The following is a 23,509-nucleotide window of genomic DNA, read 5'->3' as shown; positions in this document are numbered from 1 at the left end:
ATAATAAAAGTAATGGGGAGAAAGACTGAAGCAAAAATGCGTACCTACCACAGATATCTAGGATTTTTCTTAGCTGGTATAATGGCTATGTATGCAATAAGCGGTATTATTCTAATTTTTAGAGATACCGATTTTCTTAAGAGTGAAGTTGCGGCAGAGAAAACATTAAAACCCAACATAAAAGCAGAAGATGTAGGAAAGGCACTTAAAATCAAACATTTTAAGGTAGAAAAAGAAGAGGGAGGCATTATTCATTTTGAAGGTGGTTCTTATAATAGCAAAACTGGGGTTGCATCATATACCGAGAAAAAGCTGCCTTTTGTTATAGGTAAAATGACCAAAATACATAAGGCTACTTCTAGTCAGCCTTTATTTTTTCTAAATATTTTCTTTGGAGCGTCACTATTGTTCTTTGTAATATCTGCATTTTGGATGTTCAGGCCTAGTGCTCCTATATTTAAGAAAGGTCTTTATTTTGCCTTAGGCGGCCTCGTACTTACGCTTATTTTGCTCTTTGTTTAGTTAAGAGTCTAGAAGTCCAATTTTAATGGCATGCTTGGTGAGTCCGGCTAAATTTTTCACTTGTAATTTTGAGATGAGATTTTTGCGGTAACTTTCTATAGTGTGCTTACTTAGAAAGAGTTCATCTGCAATTTCTTGCGTAGTGTATTCATCTGCAATAAGCTTTAGTACTTGTTTTTCGCGGTCTGTAAGGTGCACCTCTTCTTCCTTTTTGTTCTCGAACATAGCATCGGTATAGGCGCGTTTTATTTCCTGTGAGAAATATTTTTCACCTTTAACTATAGTCCGCATAGCTGTAAGAAGTTCATCTTTTTCGGCATTTTTGGGTACGTAACCATCCACATTGTTTTGAATGAGCTTCTCGATCATACCGCCATCTATATGCATACTCACGACCAAGGTTTTAAGGGTCGTATACTTTTCTTTTACAATACGGTTTAGCTCAATACCGTCCATTTCGGGCATGCTGAGGTCGGTAATCAATAGGTGAAGGTCACCGGTCCCATTAATTTCTAAGTATTTGATGACTTGCGCTCCATTTTTGGCCGTAGTGGTTACCGAAAATTCAGGTGCGTCACTCAAGATGCTCAATAGGCCGTCTATGAACATTTTATGGTCATCTGCAATGATGAGGTTATATTTCATGGGATGTTGTTTTTATGGGGATTTCTATGGAAATCACGGTACCCCTATTTTTTGATGAATCAATATGAAGCAAACCATTTAATTGGTTGATTCTACTACGGATATTTTCAAAACCAATGCCTTCTTTTATTTTAGAAATATCAAATCCTTGTCCGTTGTCTTCAAAAAGGAGTGATAGTTCTTTATTAAGCAAGCTAAGATGTATGTCTACGTTATTTGCCTCCGCATGTTTAAGTGTATTGGTCATCAACTCTTGAATCACCTTAAAAAGCTCCATTTGGACTTTTTCATCCAACGCATTTATATCTACCTCCGGATGCGGATAAAAACCAATTTTTATTTTTCCGCTGCTTGAAATCGATTTTATGTATTCCCGAATTAAATCTGAAAAAGCATGTTGCTTAAATTTCTTTGGAATAAGCGTGTGAGATATATCTCTTACCAGTTGGTAAGTTTCATCTAACTGACTATTAATTTCTTTCCATTTGTTAGAATCACTGGTCATAGTAGATACCTGCAGTTTTATTCCTGCCAAGTTTCCGCCAATGCTATCATGTAATTCTTGGGCAATTCTTTTCCGTTCTTCATCTTGGCCTTCAACAGAGGCTTTAATGAGGTTTAATTCTTGTTTCTGTTTTAGCGCAGTAACTTTTTGTGTGTTTATTTCTTCTTGCTTTTTTGTCAGTTCACTTTGCGTCTGTATTTTTTGATAATAGACGTAGAGTAGTGCAATTACAGGAATCAGTATAATTAAGAAGCCAATGAGAAAAGCGTTTTTGATGGTCTTTTGTCTTTCAAGTTCAGCAACTTTTACTATTTGGTCTTCCTCTAGGGTGGAAATTGCTTTCTCTTTCTGGAGGGTTTCATATTGTATCTCAAGCTCTTTTATAATCTCCCGCTGTTGTTTATTATTGATTTGATTGTTTACACCAAACAGTTGGGTCAATATAGCATATGCATTTTTATAATCTTCTAGTTTGGAAAAACTTCTGGCTTGTACAATTAAAGCCTCTCTTTGAAACTGCAAATTTTCACGGTTTATAGCGTTAATGTAGGCAACACTTAGGGCTATATTGGCCGTTTCATACATTTCTTCCTTATAATATAACCTGCCTAATAGTAGGGACCCTTCAAAATAAATGGCGATAAAACCGTTTGAAAGCGCTTCATTTCTAACAGATTCATAACCTTGAAATGCTTTCTCATAGTCCGCTTGTGCTTCCGCAAGTTTGGCGATTTCTAATTTTACAGTCAGTTCTTTTTCTAAATTTTTGAAGTCTGTAGCCATGCGTAACCCTTCATCAAATTCTTTTTTGGCGAGTACGTATGCTTGTTTACTTAGTTGGGCGTTGCCCAATAAAATACGAGCTTGTATGGTTTGGTCAGGAAACTCAGCGCCAAAATCAGCTATGGCTTTGGTGAGCATAGCAATGGCTTTATCTGCCTCTGATTTTAAAATGTAGTTATGGGCAAGACCTATTTTATTCTTGAATTGATATTCGTTTGAATTTGCAGCTTCTGCCTCTTGCAAACCTTTAATATGCCATTCTATAGATTTATCTAAAAGGCCATTAAAATGATTTCCTATACCCAAAAAGTAATGGGCTTTGGCATAATGTAGATTTTTTGAGACATCCGGTTTTTCCCAGTTACCCAGTTCTTTTACATAAAGGTTGCCATAATGTAAAATGGAATCGGTATTTCCCTTTTTGATGTGTTCTTCTACCAATTGTTCAAAAACTGAAAACCGTTGACTTCCAAAATCCGCATTTTTTAATGCTTCGTAGTATGGTGTTAAGGAGTCTTCCCTTGTATTTGGAATCGTAGAAAATGTAATCCGCTGTGGACGGTCTTCATTTGCCGAATCCTTGCTAGCTTCTTGGGCATGAAGATTAGAAAAGCATAGCAAAATTGCTAAGCTAAAAAGCTTGAATGAGCCCAGAATACGAGTGATATAAAATTTGTGTTTTGTTTTCAGTGGTATGGTTTTATCCGGGTAAGTAGATTCGTTTTAAATCGTTTCCTTCCAATTCAACAACTTTTTTCTCTATATATTTTATAAGCTTGGGGCAATCCGTTTGGTAATCATCGCAAATTACGGTTTTTGATTTTCCATTAGTGGTCAGCGTCACTATAAGTTGGCTGGTACATGATGTTTCTGTGCCGTAATGCGTATCTAGGTTCCAAAAACCATTGGCTTCTATTTTCTTGAAAAACCCTAAAGTCTGTAAACTGTCTAAAAATGACTGACTGTTTTTATTATAAGTAGCGGTTTCAAAATTAGAAGATATGCCTGGTATGTGCGAGATTTTATTCTTGGTAATTTTAAATGAATCAAAATGAAAGGCACCTCTTTGCACCAATAGCGAATATCGGTTAGTTTCTTCTGAATGGGATAGGTTTTTGTCTCTTCCCGGTTTGTTGTTAGAATAAATGGCGAGAGCCAGGCAGACAAGAAGTAGTTTTGGATAAATATATTTCATTGTTCAGGTTCTTTGTTGATACAAATGTCATGTTTTGTACTACTGTAAAATATACCTAGAACAGTGAAAAGATACCCCCTGAAAAAGGGGGTATGTGAATTTTAAACTTTGCTGATTTCTTTTTCTTCAAGAATAGAAGAGATGATTATTTTAGCGTGTATTCTGGAGTTTTCTATGAACCACTTATGGGTTTCCATTCCGCCACAGATAACGCCTGCCAAGTAAATACCCGCTACATTAGTTTCCATAGTTTCAGGATTGTATTGGGGTAATTTTTTTTCATCATCTGATAGTTTTACACCCATATTCGTTAAGAATTCAAAATTGGGCATATAACCGGTTAAAGCTAGAACAAAGTCATTTTCTAAAGAGACAGTGCCTTCGGGCGTATCAATTATAATTCCGCTTTGGCGTACTTCTTTCAATTTTGAATTATAATATACCTTAATACTCCCTTCTTCAATACGGTTTATAATATCAGGCCTTACCCAATACTTAACACGTGGCCCTACTTCATGACCTCTTATGATTAAAGTAACTTCCGCGCCTTTACGATAACACTCAAGAGCGGCATCAATGGCAGAATTACTAGCACCAACTACCGCTAGTTTTTGATTAGCATAAAAATGTGGGTCGTTGTAGTAATGGGCAATTTTAGGTAAGTCTTCTCCTGGGATATTTAGTTTATTAGGTAAATCATAAAACCCAGTAGATACAATTACCTTATCTGCTGTATAGTTGTTTTTTTCAGAAACGATTGAAAACCCATTCTCAACCTTTTCAACTTTCTTTACTTTTTCAAAAAGCCGGATGTTGAGCTTGTTAGAAGTAACGATTCTTCGGTAATATTCTAAAGCTTCGTTTCGTTTAGGTTTTGCTTCTGTACTTATAAAAGGAATTTCATCTATTTCCAGTTTTTCCGAAGAAGAGAAAAATTGCATGTTCTGCGGATAGTTGAACAATGAGTTTACGATAGGTCCTTTTTCAAGGATCACGTAGCTCAGGCCCTTTTTCTGAGCTTCAAGTCCACATGCTATTCCTATGGGTCCACCTCCTATAATTACAACTCGAAAATGCTCCATTTGTCTGTGGATTTTTTAAGTTCCTGAATGGTTTTTGTTGGGTCTTCGCTCTTGAAAATAAAGCTACCTGCCACAAGAATATCGGCACCTGCCTTTATAAGAGCTTTAGCATTTTTAGCGTTTACCCCGCCATCAACCTCTATTAAAGCAGAGGAATCGGAATCTTTTATAAGTTGCTTAAGATCGTATACTTTATCGTAAGTGTTCTCTATAAAACTTTGACCACCAAAACCAGGATTTACACTCATGATAAGTACAATATCCAGATCCTTGATGATATTTTTAAGCAAGTTCACATTAGTGTGAGGGTTCAAAGCCACACCAGCTTTCATGCCTTCGGCCTTTATTGCCTGAATAGTTCTATGTAAATGAGGACAAGTTTCGTAATGAACGGTTAGATGTGTAGCACCCAGCTCTGCAAAAGTTTTGATATAACGGTCTGGATCTACAATCATTAAATGCACATCTAAAGGCTTTGTAGCATGCTCGGCAATAGTCTTTAGAACTGGCATTCCGTACGATATATTTGGAACAAAAACACCGTCCATTATATCAATATGGTGCCAATCTGCATCACTTTTGTTTACCATTTCTATATCGCGCTGCAAGTTGCCAAAGTCGGCTGCCAGAAGAGAAGGTGCAATTTTTGTTTTGCTCATTTTATATCTGTTAAATAGAATTTATACAAAAGTAGTGAATTGTGTTTTTACGGGATACCCTATAACATTGTAAAGAGGACCGCTGACCAGATTCAAGTATTAGTTGTTCTCAAGAAGCAATTCAATTTCGTTTAAATAGGCTTCTTTTTTCTCGTCAGATAAACAACTCGCTTTAAATCCGTTTTTAGCCAATTCTGCTATCTGTGTTTTAGAAAGGTTCAAGGCTTTGGTTATACCCCAAAAATTTTCATTCATATAACCTCCAAAATAGGCAGGGTCATCAGAGTTGATGGTAACCAGTAAATTGTGCTCCATCATTTTAAGCAAAGGGTATTCTTTTAAATCTTTAATTACCTTAAGCTCAAGATTGGATAAAGGGCACAGGGTAAGAGGCATCTGTTCTTCTGCTAACCGCTTTATCAACTTAGAATCATCTAAACAACGGTTACCATGATCTATTCGTGTAACCTTGAGTAAATCTAGAGCTTCCCAAATATATTCTGAAGGACCTTCTTCGCCTGCATGGGCAACGGTCAGAAAACCTTCTTCTAAGGCTTTCTGGAATACCTTCTTGAATTTTGATGGAGGATTCCCTAGTTCAGAAGAATCAAGCCCTACGGCCACAATCTTGTCTTTATAAGGCAAGGCTTGTTCTAATGTTTTAAAGGCTGATGCTTCGTCTAAATGTCTTAAAAAACTCATAATGAGTTTAAAACTGATGCCTAGTTGCTTTTCTCCATCTTCTAACGCTCTGTAAATTCCATTCATCACAAATTCAAAAGGAACATCGCGATCAGTATGGGTCTGAGGGTCAAAGAATATCTCTACATGTTTTACATTTTGCTCATGAACCTTTGTCAAATAGGCCCAAGTGAGGTCGTAAAAATCTTCTTCTTTAATTAGAACGGAAGCTCCAGCATAGTAAATATCTAGAAACTCTTGAAGGTTATTGAAACTGTAGGCTCTTTTTAGTTCGTCAACATCTGCATATGGGATGGTAAGGTTGTTTCGTTTCGCAATCTTAAACATGAGCTCAGGCTCAAAAGTACCTTCAATATGTAAATGGAGCTCGGTTTTGGGTAAATCCTGAATAAAGGCTTGGATTGAAGTGTCTTTCATAAAGCGATTGCATTTTGTTTTGAAAATGAGCGATTTACCACTCAATTTAAGTGTTTTTTTATAAAGGGCTTAGGTTTTAACACTTTTCCAAGTGGTGAATTATGTACCAGTATCCCAGCGAGCAGTCCTTTTTTATTGTATGTGTTTTAGGCCTTCATAAACTGCAATGCCAACGGCGTTAGCCAAGTTTAAACTGCGCACGTGTTCACTATACAATGGAATTTTATATAAGTCATTTTTGTAAGAGGAGAGTAGGGAGGAAGGCAATCCAACCGATTCTTTACCGAAAACAAGAAATTGACCGTCTTCAAAAGGTATGGACCAATGGTTCTTTGTGCCATGGCTGGAAAAGAATACTAAATTCTTGCTGCCATGTTGCGACAAAAAGTCGTCTAGACTATCATAAATACGCAAATCAAGGTGTTGCCAATAATCAAGACCGGCCCGCTTTACGCGTTTGTCATCTAATTCAAAACCAAATGGCTTTATTAAATGAAGCATAGAGCCTGACGCAAGTGCCAATCTGCCAATATTTCCTGTGTTGTTGGGTATTTCTGGCTCCACAAGTACAATGTTAAAGGGCATACAATTATCTATTTATGAAAAGATCTTAAATATAGCTGTTCTACTTTGGTTCTTGCCCATGGCGTACGTCTTAAAAATTTTAGCGAAGACTTTACCGTAGGATTGCTTTTAAAGCAATTGATGTTTATGCGGTCTGCCAATTCTTCCCAAGTGTATTTTTCCGTTAGTTTTTCTAGAATGTCAACTAATTTCACCCCATGTAGCGGGTTGTTAGGTTGACCTTCGGGTATTTCGTTGTCAGATGCCATAAGATGTTTTAGGGTTTAAAACCACGTTTTTTGAAAGTGATGATTTGTTTAAAAATAAATTCTTTATGTTGACTTCTAAAATATTTTAAATGAAAAAACTCCGGTAATCAGCCGGAGTTTATTCATCAATCAAAAAACGAACAGTCATGATAAACTGTTGTTGCTTTTAAAATTACAATATATATGCCAAATTTCCAATTTAAGGAATATTTAACGTGTAACTTTTTAGATTTTTTAACCTAAATAGGTTTTAAGAATCTTACTTCTAGAAGTATGTTTCAATCTTCTAATAGCTTTTTCCTTAATCTGGCGAACTCTCTCTCTAGTAAGTTCAAAAGTTTCACCAATTTCTTCAAGAGTCATTGAATGTTGTCCGGCAAGACCAAAGTATAGACGAATAACATCTGCTTCTCTAGGAGTCAAAGTTTCTAAAGCGCGCTCAATTTCTGTACGTAAAGATTCGTGCAATAATTCTTTGTCCGGGTTTGGAGACTCACCACTACGAAGTACATCATAAAGGTTAGAATCTTCACCAGCAATCAAAGGAGCATCCATAGATACATGACGGCCTGAGTTCTTAAGCGATTGCTTTACGTCCTCAACAGTCATATCTAACTCTTTTGCAATTTCTTCAGGGGAAGGCATACGTTCGTGCGCCTGCTCAAGAAAAGCAAAGGTTTTATTTATTTTGTTGATTGAACCAATTTTGTTCAATGGCAAACGTACAATACGAGATTGTTCTGCCAAAGCTTGCAAAATAGATTGACGAATCCACCAAACAGCATAAGAAATAAACTTAAATCCTCTTGTTTCGTCAAAACGTTGTGCGGCCTTAATAAGGCCAAGGTTACCCTCGTTAATTAAATCGGGTAAAGTAAGTCCCTGGTTTTGGTACTGCTTGGCAACTGATACAACGAATCGAAGATTGGCCTTTGTGAGTTTTTCAAGAGCGAGTTGATCGCCTGCCTTGATACGTTGTGCCAATTCTACTTCTTCATCTGCTGTAATCAAGTCTACTTTGCCTATTTCTTGCAAGTACTTGTCCAAAGATGCGGTCTCCCTGTTGGTGACCTGTTTTGTAATTTTAAGCTGTCTCATGTAAATAAATTAGGTTCAGTTTGCATAGACTGCATATACTTATACGCAAAAAAGCCAGAAATGTTACAAACGGACGTAAAAAACTTCACTTTTTAGATGAGTCGCACAAAAAAGCCTCAACTTAACAAGTTGAGGCTTAAAATATGTGTTAAAATTTAGAGGTCTTAGTCTCTAGGTTTACGATCACGGCTATCTCTGCTGCCGCCTCGTCTGTCATCTCTACCACGGCCACGATCTTTATCATTACGTGGTGGTCTTTCTACAAAACCTTCTGGTTTAGGTAATAAAGCTTTTCTAGAAACTTTTTCTTTACGAGTTCTAGGATCAGTACCTAAATACTTCACATCAAAAACATCGCCCATGTTTACAACATCGGTAACATTTTCAGTTCTTTCCCATGCTAATTCTGATACGTGTAACAATACTTCGTTGCCAGGAGCATCTTGGTATTCTACAACAGCACCAAAATCTAACATTTTAATGACTTTAACTTCGTAAGCACTTCCTACTTCAGGTTTGAATAGAATAGAATCTATTTTTGCCATAACAGCATCAATACCTTTACTACCTACACCTAAAATTTCTACGATACCTTCTTCAGTAACTGGGTCTTCGTTAATAACGATAGTAGTCTCAGTTTCCTTTTGCATCTCTTGAATCACTTTACCACCTGGTCCAATTAAAGCACCAATAAATTCATTAGGAACTCTACGCGTAACCATTGTAGGTGCGTGTTCTTTAACTTCAGCATTTGGTGTAGCAATCGTATCAGTAAGTTTACTTAAGATATGTAAACGACCTTCACGAGCTTGTTTTAAAGCATTCACAAGAATTTCGTAAGACAATCCTTTTACTTTAATATCCATTTGGCAAGCCGTAATGCCATCTGCAGTACCAGTAACTTTAAAATCCATATCTCCTAAGTGATCTTCATCACCTAAAATATCGGATAATACAGCATATTTTCCAGATTTTGCATCAGAAATTAATCCCATTGCAATACCAGAAACTGGCTTTTTCATTTGCACACCAGCATCCATCATAGCCATTGTACCAGCACAAACTGTTGCCATAGAAGAAGAACCGTTAGATTCTAGTACTTCAGATACAACACGAACAGTATAAGGACAATCCGCAGGAATCATTCCTTTTAGTGCACGTTGCGCCAAGTTACCATGACCAACTTCTCTACGAGATGTTCCACGAATTGGTCTAGCTTCACCTGTACAAAAAGGAGGGAAGTTATAATGTAAATAGAAGTTCTCTTCGCCTTCATAAGATGGCATATCTATTTTGTTAGCATCTCTAGAAGTTCCTAAAGTAACTGTAGCTAATGCTTGAGTTTCTCCACGAGTAAAGATTGCAGAACCGTGTGTTGATGGTAAATAATCAACCTCACACCAAATTGGTCTAATTTCGTCAGTTTTTCTACCGTCTAAACGTAAACCTTCGTTCAAGGTTAAATCTCTAACAGCTGCTTTTTCTGCTTGTCTGTAGTATCCGCCAACAAGATGTCCAAATTCTTCCATCTCTTCCTCTGTAAAAGAAGCCTTAACTTCTTCTTTTACTTCAGCAAATGCATTACTACGTTCTGCTTTAGAAGTTCCCTTCTTAGCAATAGCATAACATTTATCGTAAGCTAAATCGTGGATTCTTTTTTCTAAATCTTCGTTAACTTCCGCAGTTTCATATTCACGAACTTCTTTTTTGCCAAAAGCTTCTGCTAAACGCAATTGCGCAGCAATTTGTACTTTAATAGCTTCGTGAGCAAACTTGATAGCGTCAGCCATTTCCTCTTCGGAAATCTCATCCATTTCACCTTCAACCATCATTACAGAATCAGCTGAAGCTCCAATCATCATTTCAAGATCAGATTCAGCTAATTGAGCACGTGTAGGGTTAATTACAAATTCGCCATTAACACGACCAACTCTAGCTTCGGAGATAGCACATTCAAAAGGGAAATCAGATAATTGAATAGCAGCACTCGCCGCTAAACCAGCCATAGCTTCAGGCATAACATCATCATCATGAGACATTAACTGAATCATAACTTGTGTTTCTGCTTGATAATCTTTTGGGAAAAGAGGACGTAATACACGATCCACTAAACGCATAGTCAATACTTCACCATCACTTGGTCTTGCTTCTCTTTTGAAGAAACCACCTGGGTAACGTCCTGCCGCAGCAAATTTTTCTCTGTAATCTACTGTTAATGGTAGAAAACCAAGATTTTTTTGTTCGTAGTTGGAAACTACTGTACACAATAGCATACATTTTCCTGATTGTACAACAACAGAACCATGAGCCTGTTTTGCCAATTTTCCGGTTTCGATAGAAATCTCTCTACCATCACCTAGGTCTATGACCTCTCTAAATACTTTTGGAATCATAAAATTGATTTGTATCCGCTAACGGGCGGACTGTTAAACAATGGTCGTCTGGTTGTTGAGGCCAGAAGGTTGTGTTGTTGTGTGTGTGCTGATAGCACTTGACCAATGAAAAACTGTGTGCAGCTTTTAGTTTTGCCTTAAAACAATAAGGGCTTTATATAAAATAGGGGCTGAAAATTTTCAGCCCCTATGAATATTACTTTCTAATACCTAACTCTACAATAAGCTCACGATATTTAACAATATCATTCTTTATCATATAATCAAGTAGGCTTCTTCTTTTACCTACCAACTTTACTAAAGAACGCTCAGTATTAAAGTCTTTGTGATTTTTCTTCAAGTGACCAGTCAAATGATTGATACGGTGTGTAAACAATGCAATCTGACCTTCAGTAGAACCTGTGTTCTCTGCTTTTCCGCCGTATTTCGTAAAGATTTCGGCTTTTACTTCTTTCGTTAAATACATTCCAATATTATTTTAAATGATTTTTATGTATATGATTGATTTCCAATCAAGCGGCAAAGATACAATTAATGCGCTAAAAACAAATGATTTGGGAAATAAAATACACTAACCGTTTTTAACGATTAACAAAATTGGGGACTATATAAAAAACTGATTAATGGTACCATGCGTATATCTAATAAGTATTAACTACAATCTTAAAAAGAGAACAGAGAACACTAATTTAAGATTGCCCTAAATTAAGGAATTATGAATTTGAAATTTTTAGCAGTACTTTTTTTGACATTTACTTTTGTTGCTTGTGACGATGATGAAACAAAGGAGCCAGAAACGATAGATACTAATCCAATTGTGGTAGGTATGAATTACGTCAAAAGCACGGAATCTTTTGATGATACCTATGCCGTATTGAAAGCAAGTTTAGAAGCTAATGAAAATATTAAAATTGTTGCCGAAGTAGATCATATGGCTAATGCAGCTTCTGTTGGTTTGGAGTTGAATCCAACTAAAATAATTTTCTTTGGTAATCCTAATTTAGGTACACCGTTGATGCAGGTAAATCAACAAGCTGGTTTAGATTTGCCACAACGTATTTTGGTTTATCAAAATGATAATGAGGAGGTTTTTGTAGGATATAATTCTACAGTCTATTTAGCTAACCGCCATACGCTTGGTGACGTAGCTACTTTGACAACAATTGCAACTGCATTAAAAAATTTAAGTGAAAATGCATCCATGGCAGATATAACTGAGCAGACTAGTGACGTAATTGCTGATTATAATGTAACTACCGTTTTAAGCGATCAAACATTTGATGCCACTTACGCCGATATAAGAAGTGTAATTGATGGCAACGAAAATCTCACAATTGTAGCTGAGTTAGATCATCAAGCAAATGCCGCTAATGTTGGGTTAGAATTGCTACCTACTAAAGTGATTATTTTTGGTAATCCAAATTTGGGTACAATGTTGATGCAAAAGAGCCAAACTTCAGCTCTTGATTTACCACAGAAGATATTGGTGTATGAAAATACTGACGGAGAGGTTAAAATAGCTTTTAATAATCCTGAATTATTTGTATCACGGCATGGTGTTATAAATAGTGATGCAACGTTGGAGATTGTTTTAGCAGCCTTGCAGGGTCTTGCTGATAATGCTTCAGAGGAGTAGATAAAAACCTATTTAAAAAATCAATTAAGCTTCGCTAGAAATAGCGAGGCTTTTTTTTTGATGAAATATATGTAGAGGTTACTTCTTGTGAAAATTATATTGTTCGTAAGAAGTTTTTCTTTTGCAATTCGATTTTAAAAAGCACATCCTGAAGGAAGTGGTTCAACTTTTTCTAACTCTTTGGCAAATTCTACGTCTAATTCAGTTTTCATAAAACCATTTTCTACCGAACCTTTTTGAACCTCAGAGGCGTAACCTAAGGAATTAATATGTATGCGAATGTATACTTGGGTATTTTTTTCTAAAGGAATGCTTGTTCCCGAACGGGAGAAGGGTTGTTCGTCTACGTGGCTATGGGTAAGTATTCTTCGGTAAATGAGATTACCTTTTAAATCAACTACCTCCCACCAATCTGCATATTGGTCGCAGCCTGTATCTGGGCTTTGAACAGTGGTGTCAAAGGTATATGAATTCTCTTTTCCTGAAATGGTAACTCCAATTACTCCAGCCGTATCAGATAAAAAGCTTGCCGCGTCAGATTCTGCGGCAAGCATTTTTTCTTTATCAGTTGAACAACATAAAAACCAAAACGAAATTAGTGTAATAACTAACGGTTTCATGCCGAAGCCTTTTCAGTCCTTACTGGAATGTTCTGAATTAAATCAATATAAAGGTTGATTTTCTTTTTTAAGTCTCTTCTGTGTGAGATGAAATCTAGAAAACCATGTTCCATTACGAATTCTGCCGTTTGGAAACCATCAGGAAGTTCTTTTCCTGTAGCCTCTTTTACAACTCTTGGACCCGCAAAACCTATTAATGCACCAGGTTCTGATATGTTAATATCCCCTAGCATTGCATAAGAAGCCGTCGTACCTCCTGTAGTAGGATCTGTACAAAGTGATATGTAAGGAAGTTTAGCTTCTGCCAATTGAGCCAATTTAGCCGATGTTTTGGCCAATTGCATCAGAGACAGGGCAGCTTCCATCATACGAGCGCCACCAGATTTTGAAATCATTACAAACGGAACTTTTCTCTTTATGGCATAATCTATGGCGCGTGCAATTTTTTCTCCTACAACGCTACCCATTGATCCACCAATGAAATTAAAATCCATACATGCTATAACCACATCTTTATCCAAAGACTTTCCAAAACCGGTTCTTACAGCATCATTGAGTCCTGTTTTCTTTTGGGCGGCCTTTAAGCGGTCAGAATATTTTTTGGTATCCTCGAACTTTAAAGGATCTTTTGAGGTTAACTTGGCATCCAGTTCCCTGAATTTATTGTTGTCAAAAAGTATTTCAAAATACTCTTTACTGCCTACACGAACATGATAATCATCTTCTGGGCTTACGTAATAGTTTTTTGCAAGTACTTCTGATTCAACAATTTTTCCCGTTGGAGATTTGTACCACAACCCTTTTGGGGTGTCTTTTTTCTCTTCGGTAGCCGTTTGTATTCCCTTTTCTTTTCTTCTAAACCAAGCCGTCATATCTTCCATATTAGTTTTAGGGATGTTTAGTACCTATTATAAGGTATTAACATTGTTTAAATCTTCGAAAGCTTTCTTCAAACGCTCTACAAAAGTATTTTCTCCTGCACGTAACCAAACTCTTGGGTCGTAGAACTTCTTGTTAGGCTCATCAGCACCTTTTGGGTTACCAATTTGAGCTTGAAGGTAGTCTTTGTTGTCTTGTACATAGTCACGAACACCAGCTAAAAATGCGTACTGTAAATCAGTGTCAATGTTCATTTTGATAACTCCGTAGCTAATACCTTCTCTGATTTCTTCAACTGTAGAACCTGAACCTCCGTGAAAAACAAAATCAATATGATTGTGCTCTACATTGTATTTTTTAGAAATATATTCTTGGGAGTTTTTTAAGATTTTTGGAGTCAACTTAACGTTACCTGGCTTATATACACCGTGAACATTACCAAAAGCAGCTGCAATTGTAAATCTTGGGCTTACTTTAGAAAGTTCTTCATAAGCGTAAGCTACTTCTTCTGGTTGTGTGTATAATTTAGAATCATCTACATCAGAGTTGTCAACGCCATCTTCTTCACCACCTGTAATACCAAGTTCGATCTCTAATGTCATGTTCATTTTGCTCATGCGCTCCAAGTAACCTTTACAGATCTCGATGTTTTCCTCAAGAGGCTCTTCCGAAAGATCGATCATATGTGAGCTGTAAAGAGGTTTTCCAGTCTCGGCGAAATGCTTTTCACTAGCATCTAACAGTCCGTCTATCCAAGGCAATAATTTTTTAGCACAATGATCTGTATGAAGAATAACCGTAGCACCATAAGCTTCTGCTAATTGGTGTACATGTTTTGCACCGGCTACAGCACCAAGAACAGCTGCTTTTTGACCATCGTTAGATAGACCTTTACCAGCGTTAAACTGAGCACCGCCATTAGAAAATTGAATGATTACAGGAGCATTTAAACTTGCTGCTGTTTCTAGGACACCATTAATTGTGTCAGAACCAATAACGTTTACTGCTGGAAGAGCGAACCCCTTTTCTTTAGCATAGTTAAAGATTGCTTGTACTTCGTCACCTGTTGCGACACCTGGTTTTATACTGTGAGCCATAATGTTCTTGTCTAAATTATATGTGTAAAATCAATAGGACAAATGTAATAAAATAAATAGGTCTAAAAAGATTGGTTTTTATAAGTTTATCAAGTTTGTGGCTCAATATTGTTATAAAAAGGGTGTTTTGGAGGCTTATTCTATAAAAAATTTATGAGCGTTTGGGTTTATGGCCCTTTATAGGGAAGAAGTCACTTACCCTTGCATTAGAAAGGGTAGTTAATACCAATTTGTAACACGGAATTAGCAAAATTATAGTCTCTGAACCATCTTTTTGAAATTTCTTCAGCAGGATTATAAGTTTTAAAACCTAAATCTGCACGTAGTACAAAATAGGTAAAATCGTATCGGAGTCCAAAACCAGTACCTAAAGCAATATCCTCAAGTGATTTAAGACTTGTAAAGGTAGCCTCAGGGTCTTCTACGTTATCAAAAACATTCCAAATGTTTCCAGCATCGGCAAAAAGAGCACCTTTAAGGTTTCCTATAACAGGGAAACGATATTCTAGGTTAAGGCTTATTTTTAGGTTTGCTTCGTTAAAGTCATTAATAGCATCTGTACGTCCTGGTCCAAGTGAGTAAGGAGACCAAGCCCTAATGTCATTTGCACCACCTGCAAAGTAACTGCGTACAAACGGAATGTTGTCTGAGTTTCCATAAGGAATGGCAATACCAAAAAAGCTTCTAAATGCCAAAACGTTAGTTCTTGATGTAGCCCAGTATTTTACATAGTCAAATTCTGTTTTTATGTATTGACTAAAAGGAACGCTAAAGACTAATTTGTCTTCATCCGTATTTGTGTTAAAGGGAATTACTTTTGAAAGCAGGGATAAGGCATTACCAGCACTTTCTACTTTGAATCTAAACTGAAAAAAAGTGTTATCAGTAATACCTTTACGATTGTTTAGATTGAATGTGTAGTTACTTGCGAATATAAGATTGTCTTCAGTTAGACGTTGCCTTCTCTCTTCAATACGGCTTACGGTTTGGTATTCGTCAGTAGTGCTTGGTACCGTTCTATCGAGTATTGCTTGCGTAAAATCGGTAGTTCCTGTTGGAATACGAAGACTAGGGTCCTCTGAGTCTTCAGTAGTTTCAAAATAACTTGTTAGCTCAGGATATAATACTGTATCATTATAGCTGTCAAAATTATCCGCAACATCATCTAACTGACTGAATGAGTTTCCATAAACATTAAAAAACCGATCGGGGTTAACATTTCTAACAAACTGAATGTTCAGTAATTCAACATCATGTTTTATAAAATCTGAAGGAACCCAGTTATAACCCAAAACGGTATTGAAAGCCTGCTTGTCCAAACCTATATTTTTTTGGAAACTTGTACCAATAGAAATACGGGTTCTTGGTAGGGTATAGCTAGGTATAATTTTAGAGGTATTAATAAAAGGTAGCCAGATTCTAGGGATATCTAAGGTAAGGTCCGCACCAAATTCTTGAATATTAAAAAATCGGCTATCTATGATACTAGGGTCGTTAGATGAGCCAATGCTTAGTCTACCGGATAGATTTAAATTTTCAGCTCCACCAAACAGATTTCTTGCTTGCAATGAAGGGCTTAGGGCTAATCCAAATTGTTGAATGTTGGAGCGCGTAACTTCGAATGATGTACCTAAAGAATATTTTGGCCTTGCGGCTAAATAGATATTGGCATCCAAGGTGGCAGAACTATCATTAGGAGTTGATGTAATTGTAGGATATTTAAAAACCCCTAAGTTTGTTATCTGCCTGTAAGTACGCGTACGATCTATATCTTTATAAATGCTGTCTTTTTCATAAAACACGGCATTGGCCAAAGTCTTAGGTTTAAACCGTAGTTTATTTCTGTAATAGATGGTGTAGTCTCCATAGCGAATAAATTTCTGCTCGCTATCGTTTTCATCGTAGAGAAAATCTGTGTAAATATTAATTTTGTCAAACTTGTACACCTTATATTCAGAACTGGTTACTGCACTATCTCCTCGTCTTTTAAAATTATCTATATTCAGCTCAATGTTCATTTTTTGATCATTGGCAAGTTTGGTGGTATCCGTAGCGATGTCGTAAGAAATAGAGCTCTCTTGAAAATTATAAATACCTGAGTTTCTAAAAATATTGCTCAAGCGTTCCCTTTCACTGGCAAATTTAGAAAGGTCAAATTGCTCACCATCTTGAACAAATGCTTCGCTCTTATGAAGCATGTAAATAGAATCTATAGCGTTTGATGCTATTTTTCTTGATACGGAATCAATCATAAAAGGCTCACCGAGGTTTATTTTATAAGAAACGGAAGCTCTTCTTTTCGCAACTATAGTATCTATTTCATAGCTCGTATTGTTGTTAAAATAGCCTTTACTGCCGTAATAAGCGCTCAGCCTTTCTAAGGTGCGTTTTGTTTTTGTGGTGTCAAGAGTAGATGGCGCCTCGCCAACTTTTTTAAGCCATTCGCTAAGACCGCTTACTAGAAATGATTCTCCCAAACGGTCAACTTGTTTTTTAGAAAGGAAGTTGATAAGTTTTCGTTCCCGTTTTTCATTGCGGTCTAACCAAGCGTTGTATGACGAATCGGGATTCTTTTTTGCCAGGTTATAGAGATTTAAGCGTAACGGGTAACCTAAAATTGTGGTGTTAGGTTCTTGAACGATTAGGCTTTCTATGTCTTCGCTCTTTACTTCTGCACTATCCGCGTAGATGGTATTTTTTTTAAGCAATAATTCATCTTCGCTAACCCGTTTAAGCGTGTTACACGAGTTGATTACCAGAACTACAAATAATAGGCTTATTTTAGCAGCGGTATTAATATAGCGTAACGTTTTGCCCATAGAGATCAAAAATACATTGATTTCATTTAAACTTTTTTATTTGAAGCTGAAAATATAAGTTTTTCTAAAGGGATGAGCCATTTTGTGTAATCCCAAGAGCTTATTTTTCTAGTATAAGTTGAATGATACAGGTAAAATAGCATTTTTGCACGAATAAAAATCATTGATAGAAGTATAGATTGCTATGGTTTCAAAAAATCAAATCAAACTTATAAAAAGTCTACATCAAAAAAAGTACCGAAATCTTCATAACCTTTTTGTTGCAGAAGGTATTAAGGTGGTTCGGGAGCTAGTTAACTCGGATTTTAAGGTGAATGCTATATTCAGTTCGGATTCGGAAATAAGTTTAGGGACTACAGATGTTGTAGAACATGTTACTGAAGCCGAGCTCAAAAAGATGAGCGCGCTTACTGCACCTAATAAAATTATAGGTGTGTTTGAGATTCCTGATACCAGAAAGCCAAATTTTGATGGGTGGGTAGTTGTGTTAGATGATATTCGTGATCCAGGAAATCTTGGTACCATTATTAGGTTGTGTGATTGGTTTGGAATTGAACATCTGGTTTGTTCTTATAATACGGTAGATTGTTACAATCCTAAGACGCTACAAGCTACAATGGGTTCAATTTCAAGAGTAAATATTGGTTACACAGATTTACAGACCTTTTTAGAGGATGCTCCGGTTGCAGTTTTTGGCGCTTTTATGGAAGGTGATGTTGTGTATGATGCAACTATACCTAAAACAGGAATTTTGGTGATGGGTAATGAGGCCAACGGTATTTCAGAAGAAGTGGAAGCTTTAGTGACTCAAAAAATAAGCATCCCTCAGTTTGTAAAAAGTACAGCTGAGAGCCTTAACGTGGCTACCGCCACTGCTATTTTATTAAACGAAATTAGAAGAGGCTAAATAGCTTTACTCAAAAGTAAAGTTAATAAAAAGCCCTCTGGTCTTCATGGACTCTATGTTTCCTGTCCATTGACTATTGGGGTCATTGTCTCGCACAATTTCGTCCGTCAATCCAAATACTCCACGAATGGAAGGAGTGAATTTGAAATACTCTAGATAGAAATCTATTCCAAATCCAAGCTCGTAATTGTAAGACCATTTATTCATTCTAAAAGTACCACTACTATTGTCGTCAAGACTCTTTTCGTTACTTCCAAGATTAAGAGAAGCAGACGGGCCGGCCACTATGAATGGTTTAAAATTGCCATAACGCCGTGTTCCTATTTTTAGTAAAATCGGAAAATTAATATAAGTAGATTTTACCTCTGTAATAGCATCTCTTTCTCCTTCTTCTGTGGCGACGAAGCCTGGGAAACCTAAAGTTCGTGCATTATAATACAGTCCTGGTTCAAAACGAACATCTAGAAATTCATTCAGACGCAGTTCGCCAATAAGACCTACATTAAAACCTGTAGATTCCAGAACCTGGATATCAGTATTTTGGTTGCCCTTGTCCTGCTTATAGTCAAACTTAAAACCGTATCTGTTAAAGCCCAAAAAATAACCGTAGTTCAGCAATTTTTTATCCTTGTTCTCAATATTTAGAACGGGGTTTGGGTTAAATTGGGCATTGGCCGGTAGGGATAGAAATAAAATACCTCCCAAAAGCAAAAAAAATCTTTTCATTCAAAAAAAATATTATCCGTTCGCTTTTTTTGTTCAAAAATGTCGAACCGCTATTCTTATTAGCTTTATCGGCTGTGAAATTATTTAGTAGCAACATATATAGATGCAACCCCAAATGTTTGAGGCTTGTTCTCTACCTCTATAAACCCGATTTTCCGTAAAATATTGTTGAAGGCATTTCCGTGAGGAAAAACCGAAGCCGATTCGCTTAAATACGTGTAGGCAGATTTGTCTTTAGAAAAGAGTTTCCCAATAGCAGGCAACATATATTTAATGTAAAGATTATATCCTTGTTTAAAAGGTGTTTTTGTGGGAACGGAAGTTTCAAGAACTACAAAAGTACCGCCAGGGGCAAGAACTCTATATATTTCGTCAAGGCCTTTCTCTAATGTTTCAAAATTACGAACCCCAAAAGCAACGGTAATAGCATCAAAACTGTTGGCTTCAAAAGGAAGGTTTTCACTATCTCCAACAATCATTTCAATAGTGCCATCTAGCTTTTTATGTATTATTTTTTTCTTGCCAACCTCTAGCATTCCAGGGGAAATATCCAGACCTACTATTTTTTTAGCTCCGGTTTCTACTAAATTTATGGCTAAATCGCCTGTGCCAGTAGCAATATCCAATATATTCTTTGGTTGCTGGGCAGTTAGAATGGCTACGACCCGTTTACGCCATTTAATGTCAATACCAAAAGAAATAACCCTATTAAGGCCATCGTAATTTTCCGATATATTATCGAACATTTGGGTGACTTGGTCCTTCTTGCCAAGCTCAGAATCTTTGTAGGGCGTAACCTTTTTAGCCATAGTGGGCAATTTTTTGGGCAAAGATACAATATCGTTTTAAGTAAACGTTTAAGCAAAGTAATGAATGCATTTTAGAGGTAAAGTGCATTTTAGCTTCATTTTAAATAGTCAACCAAAATATTACGTAATTTTGCGCAGCAAAATATAAACTACGAAGTGGTTTTTACATTCATAGAGGGTTTATAAACCGCAGACCCGAACTAAGTTGCAAATACATGAAAATCATAATTGCAGGCGCTGGTGAAGTAGGTTTTCACCTAGCTAAACTGCTTTCTTACGAATCTCAGGATATTACGCTCATCGATACGAGAAAAGAGAGCTTGGCTTATGCCGATACTCACTTGGATATACGAGTATTGCGTGGTGACGCAACTTCTATTTCTGTACTTAGAGATGCCGATGTGCAAAATTCTAGGTTGGTTATAGGGGTGACATCTTCGGAAACGACCAATATTACTCTATGTATGTTGGCCAAACAGTTAGGGTGTAAACGAACTATTGCGAGAATATCAAATACAGAATTTATTGAGAACCAAGAGGAAATAAATTTTCCTGCACTTGGTATAGATGAATTGATATCTCCTGAAGAATTGGCTGCGGCGGAAATTCAACTTCTGTTGAATAAGTCAGCTTTTAACGATACATACGAGTTTGACGATGGGAAACTAATTATGGTAGGGGTTTCTCTACCTGCTTCTGCTCCTTTTGTGGGTAAAATGGTAAAAGAAGCTGCAAAGGTATTTCCTGAGTTGAATTTTATGCCAATAGCCTTACAGCGAACCGGAACCCAGTATACGGTGGTGCCTAGAGGTGATACCGTCTTTAAACATGGTGATCAGGTTTACTTTATTACAACTAAAGAAGGTGTAGAGCAGTTGTATAAACTTACCGGAAAAAAGAAAGAATCTATTAGAAATGTAATGATTCTAGGGGGTAGTAAAGTCGGTTTTAAAGCGGCTAGAGACCTTTGCGCAAGTAAGTTTAACGTAAAGCTTATAGAAAAGGATAAGGAAAAAGCCTTTGATTTAGCAGATGATCTTCCAAACGCATTAGTTATTAATGGCGATGGACGAAATGTTGAATTGTTGGAAGAGGAAAGTCTGGAATCTATGGATGCTTTTATAGCTGTTACAGGAAACTCTGAGACGAACATCATGTCGTGTCTTGTAGCGAAATCAAAGCATATTAAGAAAACCATTGCTTTGGTTGAGAATATGGACTATTTTCAATTATCACATTCCATAGGTATTGATACGTTGATAAATAAAAAACTACTTGCAGCGAATAATATCTTTAGACATATTCGTAAAGGTGAGGTAGTTGCATTAATGCGCTTGAACAACTTAAATGCAGAGATTCTGGAATTTATAGTTAAACCTAACTCAAGGGTAACAGGTAGCGTTATTCGTGAACTGAAATTTCCAAGAGCTGCCACCATAGGTGGGGTTATTCGTGGTGAAGAGGGAATCATTGCCTTAGGGGGCTTTGAAATAAGAGCAGGAGACCGGGTTGTGGTTTGTTGTCTGCCAGAAGCCATTCCTAAAATTGAACGACTGTTTCTTTAATGAAGTTAAATTCAAAAATAATCTTTCATATCATGGGGCTGCTGTTACTTTGTAACGGAGGCTTTATGCTATTGGCAACCTTAGTTAGTGGTATCTATAATGATGGCGCAACGCTAAGCATTGCTCTTGCGGCAATTACAACCATGTTCGTAGGTACATTTGCTATGTTCTACACACGGGGTCATAAAAAAGAAGTAAAGCGGAGGGAAGGGTATATTATTGTAACTTTTGGCTGGTTGGTAATGTCCTTTTCAGGGATGTTGCCTTATCTGTTTTCAGGATCTATACCTACGGTTACCAACGCTTTTTTTGAAACCGTATCAGGATACACTACCACAGGAGCATCTATTTTAGATGATATAGAGGTTATGCCCGAAGGCATACTTTTTTGGCGTAGTCTTACGCATTGGATAGGAGGTATGGGTATTATTGTTTTGGCCATTGCCATTTTACCCTTGCTAGGTATTGGTGGTATGCAATTGTTCGCAGCCGAAGCTCCTGGTCCTAGTGCAGATAAACTTCATCCAAGAATTACGGATACGGCCAAACGTCTTTGGTTGATATATGTGGGGTACACTTTGGCTGAAACCGTGCTTTTAAAATTAGCGGGTATGAGCTTTTTTGATGCTATAAACCATTCACTAGCTACGTTATCTACAGGTGGTTTTTCAACCAAGAATTTAAGTGTGGCTTACTGGAACGACCAACCTTTAATACAGTATATCATTATCTTGTTTATGTTTCTTGCAGGAAGCAATTTTGTACTCAGTTATTTTGCCTTTAAGGGCAAGGTGCAAAGGGTACTTCATGACGAAGAGTTTAGATACTACACTGGTTTTGTTGTGATATTTACTATTGTTGCGGCATTGGTAGTTTATTTAAAAGCGGAAGTTCCTATTAGCGATTACCACCCAATGGTATTTGGTAGCGGGGAAAGTGCTTTTAGACATACCTTGTTTCAGGTGATTTCAGTAATAACTACTACAGGTTTTGTTTCTGCGGATTTTACAAGTTGGACGCCTTTTATGACCGTTTTCTTCTTCGGGTTAATGTTTTTAGGAGGATCGGCTGGTTCTACTTCAGGTGGTATTAAAGTAATGCGCCATGTTCTTATTATTAAAAACGGACTGTTGGAGTTTAAACGAACCTTGCATCCAAATGCAATCATTCCCGTACGGTATAACAACAAAACTGTTAAAGAGCAGATTGTCTATAATATCATTGCCTTTTTCGTGCTTTATATGCTGTTGTTTATAATAGGAGCTATGGTACTTGGGGCAATGGGTATCGATTTTGTAACCGCAATAGGTGGTTCAGCTTCTTCTTTGGGTAATGTAGGTCCAGCGTTTGGTGGACTTTATCCCCTAAGCAATTTTAACGGCCTACCTGACGCTGCAAAATGGTGGTGTGGCTTTCTTATGCTAGCAGGTAGATTGGAGCTCTTTACCGTGCTTATTCTGCTTACTCCATATTTCTGGAAGCGTACTTAATTTCCGTTTCGCTAATGAACAAATATTTCAATATTGGGCAAGAGTGACTTTTGTCTAAAATTCGAACATAAAAAATCCCCCTACAAGTTAATTCATAACCTTCAGGGGGATTTTAATTATTGTTAGG

Annotated in this window: 22 protein-coding genes; 5 read left to right on the top strand and 17 right to left on the bottom strand. The window is 36.9% G+C overall.

The features are described 5' to 3' along the window. Positions 1-12 precede the first annotated feature (12 nt). Positions 13-522 carry a hypothetical protein gene (locus HW347_RS11730; RefSeq protein WP_214612019.1) on the top strand — a complete coding sequence of 170 codons (510 nt, stop codon included), beginning with the start codon at positions 13-15 and terminating at the stop codon, positions 520-522. Here HW347_RS11730 and HW347_RS11725 read toward each other — a convergent pair whose 3' ends face one another. The 11 genes from HW347_RS11725 to rpsO all read right to left on the bottom strand — a co-directional run bounded on the left by HW347_RS11725 (position 523) and on the right by rpsO (position 11,300). Beyond that, positions 523-1,167, bottom strand: coding sequence for a response regulator (locus HW347_RS11725; protein ID WP_214612018.1), 645 nt, complete (start codon positions 1,165-1,167; stop codon positions 523-525). Continuing rightward, positions 1,157-3,076: a tetratricopeptide repeat-containing sensor histidine kinase gene (locus HW347_RS11720; RefSeq protein ID WP_225901906.1), complete on the bottom strand. Its 1,920-nt coding sequence runs from the start codon at positions 3,074-3,076 to the stop codon at positions 1,157-1,159. The genes HW347_RS11725 and HW347_RS11720 overlap by 11 nt, the downstream gene beginning before the upstream one ends. Positions 3,077-3,155: 79 nt before the next feature. Next, the gene (locus HW347_RS11715) at positions 3,156-3,650 is read right to left on the bottom strand and encodes a hypothetical protein (protein WP_214612017.1); all 495 of its coding nucleotides are present in this window, start codon (positions 3,648-3,650) and stop codon (positions 3,156-3,158) included. A gap of 101 nt (positions 3,651-3,751) precedes the next feature. After that, positions 3,752-4,732: a YpdA family putative bacillithiol disulfide reductase gene (locus HW347_RS11710; protein ID WP_214612016.1), complete on the bottom strand. Its 981-nt coding sequence runs from the start codon at positions 4,730-4,732 to the stop codon at positions 3,752-3,754. Then, positions 4,711-5,391, bottom strand: a complete 681-nt coding sequence (gene rpe / locus HW347_RS11705; RefSeq protein ID WP_214612015.1) for a ribulose-phosphate 3-epimerase — start codon at positions 5,389-5,391, stop codon at positions 4,711-4,713. Before rpe ends, HW347_RS11710 begins: the two co-directional genes overlap by 22 nt. Positions 5,392-5,490: 99 nt before the next feature. Next, the gene (locus tag HW347_RS11700) at positions 5,491-6,510 is read right to left on the bottom strand and encodes an adenosine deaminase (protein ID WP_214612014.1); all 1,020 of its coding nucleotides are present in this window, start codon (positions 6,508-6,510) and stop codon (positions 5,491-5,493) included. 132 nt (positions 6,511-6,642) lie between these two features. Next, entirely contained in the window at positions 6,643-7,095 is a 453-nt protein-coding gene (locus HW347_RS11695) for a tRNA (cytidine(34)-2'-O)-methyltransferase (RefSeq protein WP_214612013.1), read from the bottom strand. 8 nt (positions 7,096-7,103) lie between these two features. Further along, positions 7,104-7,343 carry a VF530 family protein gene (locus HW347_RS11690; protein ID WP_214612012.1) on the bottom strand — a complete coding sequence of 80 codons (240 nt, stop codon included), beginning with the start codon at positions 7,341-7,343 and terminating at the stop codon, positions 7,104-7,106. A 234-nt stretch (positions 7,344-7,577) separates the two neighbouring features. Beyond that, on the bottom strand, positions 7,578-8,441 hold the full coding sequence (locus HW347_RS11685; protein WP_214612011.1) for a sigma-70 family RNA polymerase sigma factor: 864 nt from the start codon (positions 8,439-8,441) through the stop codon (positions 7,578-7,580). 164 nt (positions 8,442-8,605) lie between these two features. Continuing rightward, positions 8,606-10,834, bottom strand: coding sequence for a polyribonucleotide nucleotidyltransferase (locus tag HW347_RS11680; protein ID WP_214612010.1), 2,229 nt, complete (start codon positions 10,832-10,834; stop codon positions 8,606-8,608). A 196-nt stretch (positions 10,835-11,030) separates the two neighbouring features. Beyond that, the gene (gene rpsO / locus HW347_RS11675) at positions 11,031-11,300 is read right to left on the bottom strand and encodes a 30S ribosomal protein S15 (protein WP_194533940.1); all 270 of its coding nucleotides are present in this window, start codon (positions 11,298-11,300) and stop codon (positions 11,031-11,033) included. Between the two features lie 249 nt (positions 11,301-11,549). Between rpsO and HW347_RS11670 the strand changes: the two genes are divergently transcribed. Continuing rightward, a complete protein-coding gene (locus tag HW347_RS11670; RefSeq protein ID WP_225901905.1) occupies positions 11,550-12,470 on the top strand; it encodes a DUF302 domain-containing protein in 921 nt (306 codons plus the stop codon). 134 nt (positions 12,471-12,604) lie between these two features. Here HW347_RS11670 and HW347_RS11665 read toward each other — a convergent pair whose 3' ends face one another. The 4 genes from HW347_RS11665 to tamL all read right to left on the bottom strand — a co-directional run bounded on the left by HW347_RS11665 (position 12,605) and on the right by tamL (position 17,885). Further along, positions 12,605-13,090 carry a hypothetical protein gene (locus HW347_RS11665; protein ID WP_214612009.1) on the bottom strand — a complete coding sequence of 162 codons (486 nt, stop codon included), beginning with the start codon at positions 13,088-13,090 and terminating at the stop codon, positions 12,605-12,607. Further along, positions 13,087-13,962 carry an acetyl-CoA carboxylase, carboxyltransferase subunit beta gene (gene accD / locus HW347_RS11660; protein WP_155597803.1) on the bottom strand — a complete coding sequence of 292 codons (876 nt, stop codon included), beginning with the start codon at positions 13,960-13,962 and terminating at the stop codon, positions 13,087-13,089. Before accD ends, HW347_RS11665 begins: the two co-directional genes overlap by 4 nt. Before the next feature lie 36 nt (positions 13,963-13,998). Beyond that, positions 13,999-15,066, bottom strand: a complete 1,068-nt coding sequence (gene fbaA, locus HW347_RS11655; protein WP_214612008.1) for a class II fructose-bisphosphate aldolase — start codon at positions 15,064-15,066, stop codon at positions 13,999-14,001. Positions 15,067-15,272: 206 nt separating this feature from the next. Continuing rightward, complete coding sequence (tamL, locus tag HW347_RS11650) at positions 15,273-17,885, bottom strand: translocation and assembly module lipoprotein TamL (protein WP_214612007.1); 2,613 nt, start codon at positions 17,883-17,885, stop codon at positions 15,273-15,275. Between the two features lie 184 nt (positions 17,886-18,069). Here tamL and HW347_RS11645 point away from each other — a divergent pair, with 184 nt between their 5' ends. Then, positions 18,070-18,792, top strand: a complete 723-nt coding sequence (locus HW347_RS11645) for a TrmH family RNA methyltransferase (protein ID WP_214612006.1) — start codon at positions 18,070-18,072, stop codon at positions 18,790-18,792. Positions 18,793-18,798: 6 nt separating this feature from the next. On the opposite strand, the gene porT is transcribed toward HW347_RS11645, so the two are convergent. Both porT and ubiE read right to left on the bottom strand, forming a co-directional pair. Beyond that, positions 18,799-19,518, bottom strand: coding sequence for a type IX secretion/gliding motility protein PorT/SprT (gene porT, locus HW347_RS11640; RefSeq protein WP_214612005.1), 720 nt, complete (start codon positions 19,516-19,518; stop codon positions 18,799-18,801). An 80-nt stretch (positions 19,519-19,598) separates the two neighbouring features. Further along, positions 19,599-20,327 carry a bifunctional demethylmenaquinone methyltransferase/2-methoxy-6-polyprenyl-1,4-benzoquinol methylase UbiE gene (gene ubiE / locus HW347_RS11635; RefSeq protein ID WP_214612004.1) on the bottom strand — a complete coding sequence of 243 codons (729 nt, stop codon included), beginning with the start codon at positions 20,325-20,327 and terminating at the stop codon, positions 19,599-19,601. 215 nt (positions 20,328-20,542) lie between these two features. On the opposite strand from ubiE, the gene trkA reads away from it, so the two are divergent. Both trkA and HW347_RS11625 read left to right on the top strand, forming a co-directional pair. Beyond that, positions 20,543-21,892 carry a Trk system potassium transporter TrkA gene (trkA, locus tag HW347_RS11630; RefSeq protein WP_214612003.1) on the top strand — a complete coding sequence of 450 codons (1,350 nt, stop codon included), beginning with the start codon at positions 20,543-20,545 and terminating at the stop codon, positions 21,890-21,892. After that, positions 21,892-23,382, top strand: coding sequence for a TrkH family potassium uptake protein (locus HW347_RS11625; RefSeq protein WP_214612002.1), 1,491 nt, complete (start codon positions 21,892-21,894; stop codon positions 23,380-23,382). The genes trkA and HW347_RS11625 overlap by 1 nt, the downstream gene beginning before the upstream one ends. Positions 23,383-23,509: the final 127 nt, after the last annotated feature.

This window comes from Zobellia barbeyronii, from assembly GCF_018603515.1.
Classification (GTDB): Bacteria; Bacteroidota; Bacteroidia; order Flavobacteriales; family Flavobacteriaceae; genus Zobellia; species Zobellia barbeyronii.
The sequence above is the reverse complement of the archived record's forward strand: the minus strand, read 5'-3'. Positions and strand labels throughout refer to the sequence as shown.

Excerpts from the sequence above, each read along its gene's own strand:
- accD (WP_155597803.1), bottom strand. The coding sequence starts at position 13,962 with ATGACGGCTTGGTTTAGAAGAAAAGAAAAGGGAATACAAACGGCTACC.
- HW347_RS11700 (WP_214612014.1), bottom strand. The coding sequence starts at position 6,510 with ATGAAAGACACTTCAATCCAAGCCTTTATTCAGGATTTACCCAAAACC.
- ubiE (WP_214612004.1), bottom strand. The coding sequence starts at position 20,327 with ATGGCTAAAAAGGTTACGCCCTACAAAGATTCTGAGCTTGGCAAGAAG.
- HW347_RS11645 (WP_214612006.1), top strand. The coding sequence starts at position 18,070 with ATGGTTTCAAAAAATCAAATCAAACTTATAAAAAGTCTACATCAAAAA.
- porT (WP_214612005.1), bottom strand. The coding sequence starts at position 19,518 with ATGAAAAGATTTTTTTTGCTTTTGGGAGGTATTTTATTTCTATCCCTA.
- HW347_RS11710 (WP_214612016.1), bottom strand. The coding sequence starts at position 4,732 with ATGGAGCATTTTCGAGTTGTAATTATAGGAGGTGGACCCATAGGAATA.
- HW347_RS11685 (WP_214612011.1), bottom strand. The coding sequence starts at position 8,441 with ATGAGACAGCTTAAAATTACAAAACAGGTCACCAACAGGGAGACCGCA.
- rpe (WP_214612015.1), bottom strand. The coding sequence starts at position 5,391 with ATGAGCAAAACAAAAATTGCACCTTCTCTTCTGGCAGCCGACTTTGGC.
- rpsO (WP_194533940.1), bottom strand. The coding sequence starts at position 11,300 with ATGTATTTAACGAAAGAAGTAAAAGCCGAAATCTTTACGAAATACGGC.
- HW347_RS11680 (WP_214612010.1), bottom strand. The coding sequence starts at position 10,834 with ATGATTCCAAAAGTATTTAGAGAGGTCATAGACCTAGGTGATGGTAGA.
- HW347_RS11625 (WP_214612002.1), top strand. The coding sequence starts at position 21,892 with ATGAAGTTAAATTCAAAAATAATCTTTCATATCATGGGGCTGCTGTTA.
- HW347_RS11665 (WP_214612009.1), bottom strand. The coding sequence starts at position 13,090 with ATGAAACCGTTAGTTATTACACTAATTTCGTTTTGGTTTTTATGTTGT.
- HW347_RS11695 (WP_214612013.1), bottom strand. The coding sequence starts at position 7,095 with ATGCCCTTTAACATTGTACTTGTGGAGCCAGAAATACCCAACAACACA.
- HW347_RS11690 (WP_214612012.1), bottom strand. The coding sequence starts at position 7,343 with ATGGCATCTGACAACGAAATACCCGAAGGTCAACCTAACAACCCGCTA.
- HW347_RS11670 (WP_225901905.1), top strand. The coding sequence starts at position 11,550 with ATGAATTTGAAATTTTTAGCAGTACTTTTTTTGACATTTACTTTTGTT.
- fbaA (WP_214612008.1), bottom strand. The coding sequence starts at position 15,066 with ATGGCTCACAGTATAAAACCAGGTGTCGCAACAGGTGACGAAGTACAA.
- HW347_RS11725 (WP_214612018.1), bottom strand. The coding sequence starts at position 1,167 with ATGAAATATAACCTCATCATTGCAGATGACCATAAAATGTTCATAGAC.
- trkA (WP_214612003.1), top strand. The coding sequence starts at position 20,543 with ATGAAAATCATAATTGCAGGCGCTGGTGAAGTAGGTTTTCACCTAGCT.
- HW347_RS11715 (WP_214612017.1), bottom strand. The coding sequence starts at position 3,650 with ATGAAATATATTTATCCAAAACTACTTCTTGTCTGCCTGGCTCTCGCC.
- tamL (WP_214612007.1), bottom strand. The coding sequence starts at position 17,885 with ATGGGCAAAACGTTACGCTATATTAATACCGCTGCTAAAATAAGCCTA.
- HW347_RS11730 (WP_214612019.1), top strand. The coding sequence starts at position 13 with ATGGGGAGAAAGACTGAAGCAAAAATGCGTACCTACCACAGATATCTA.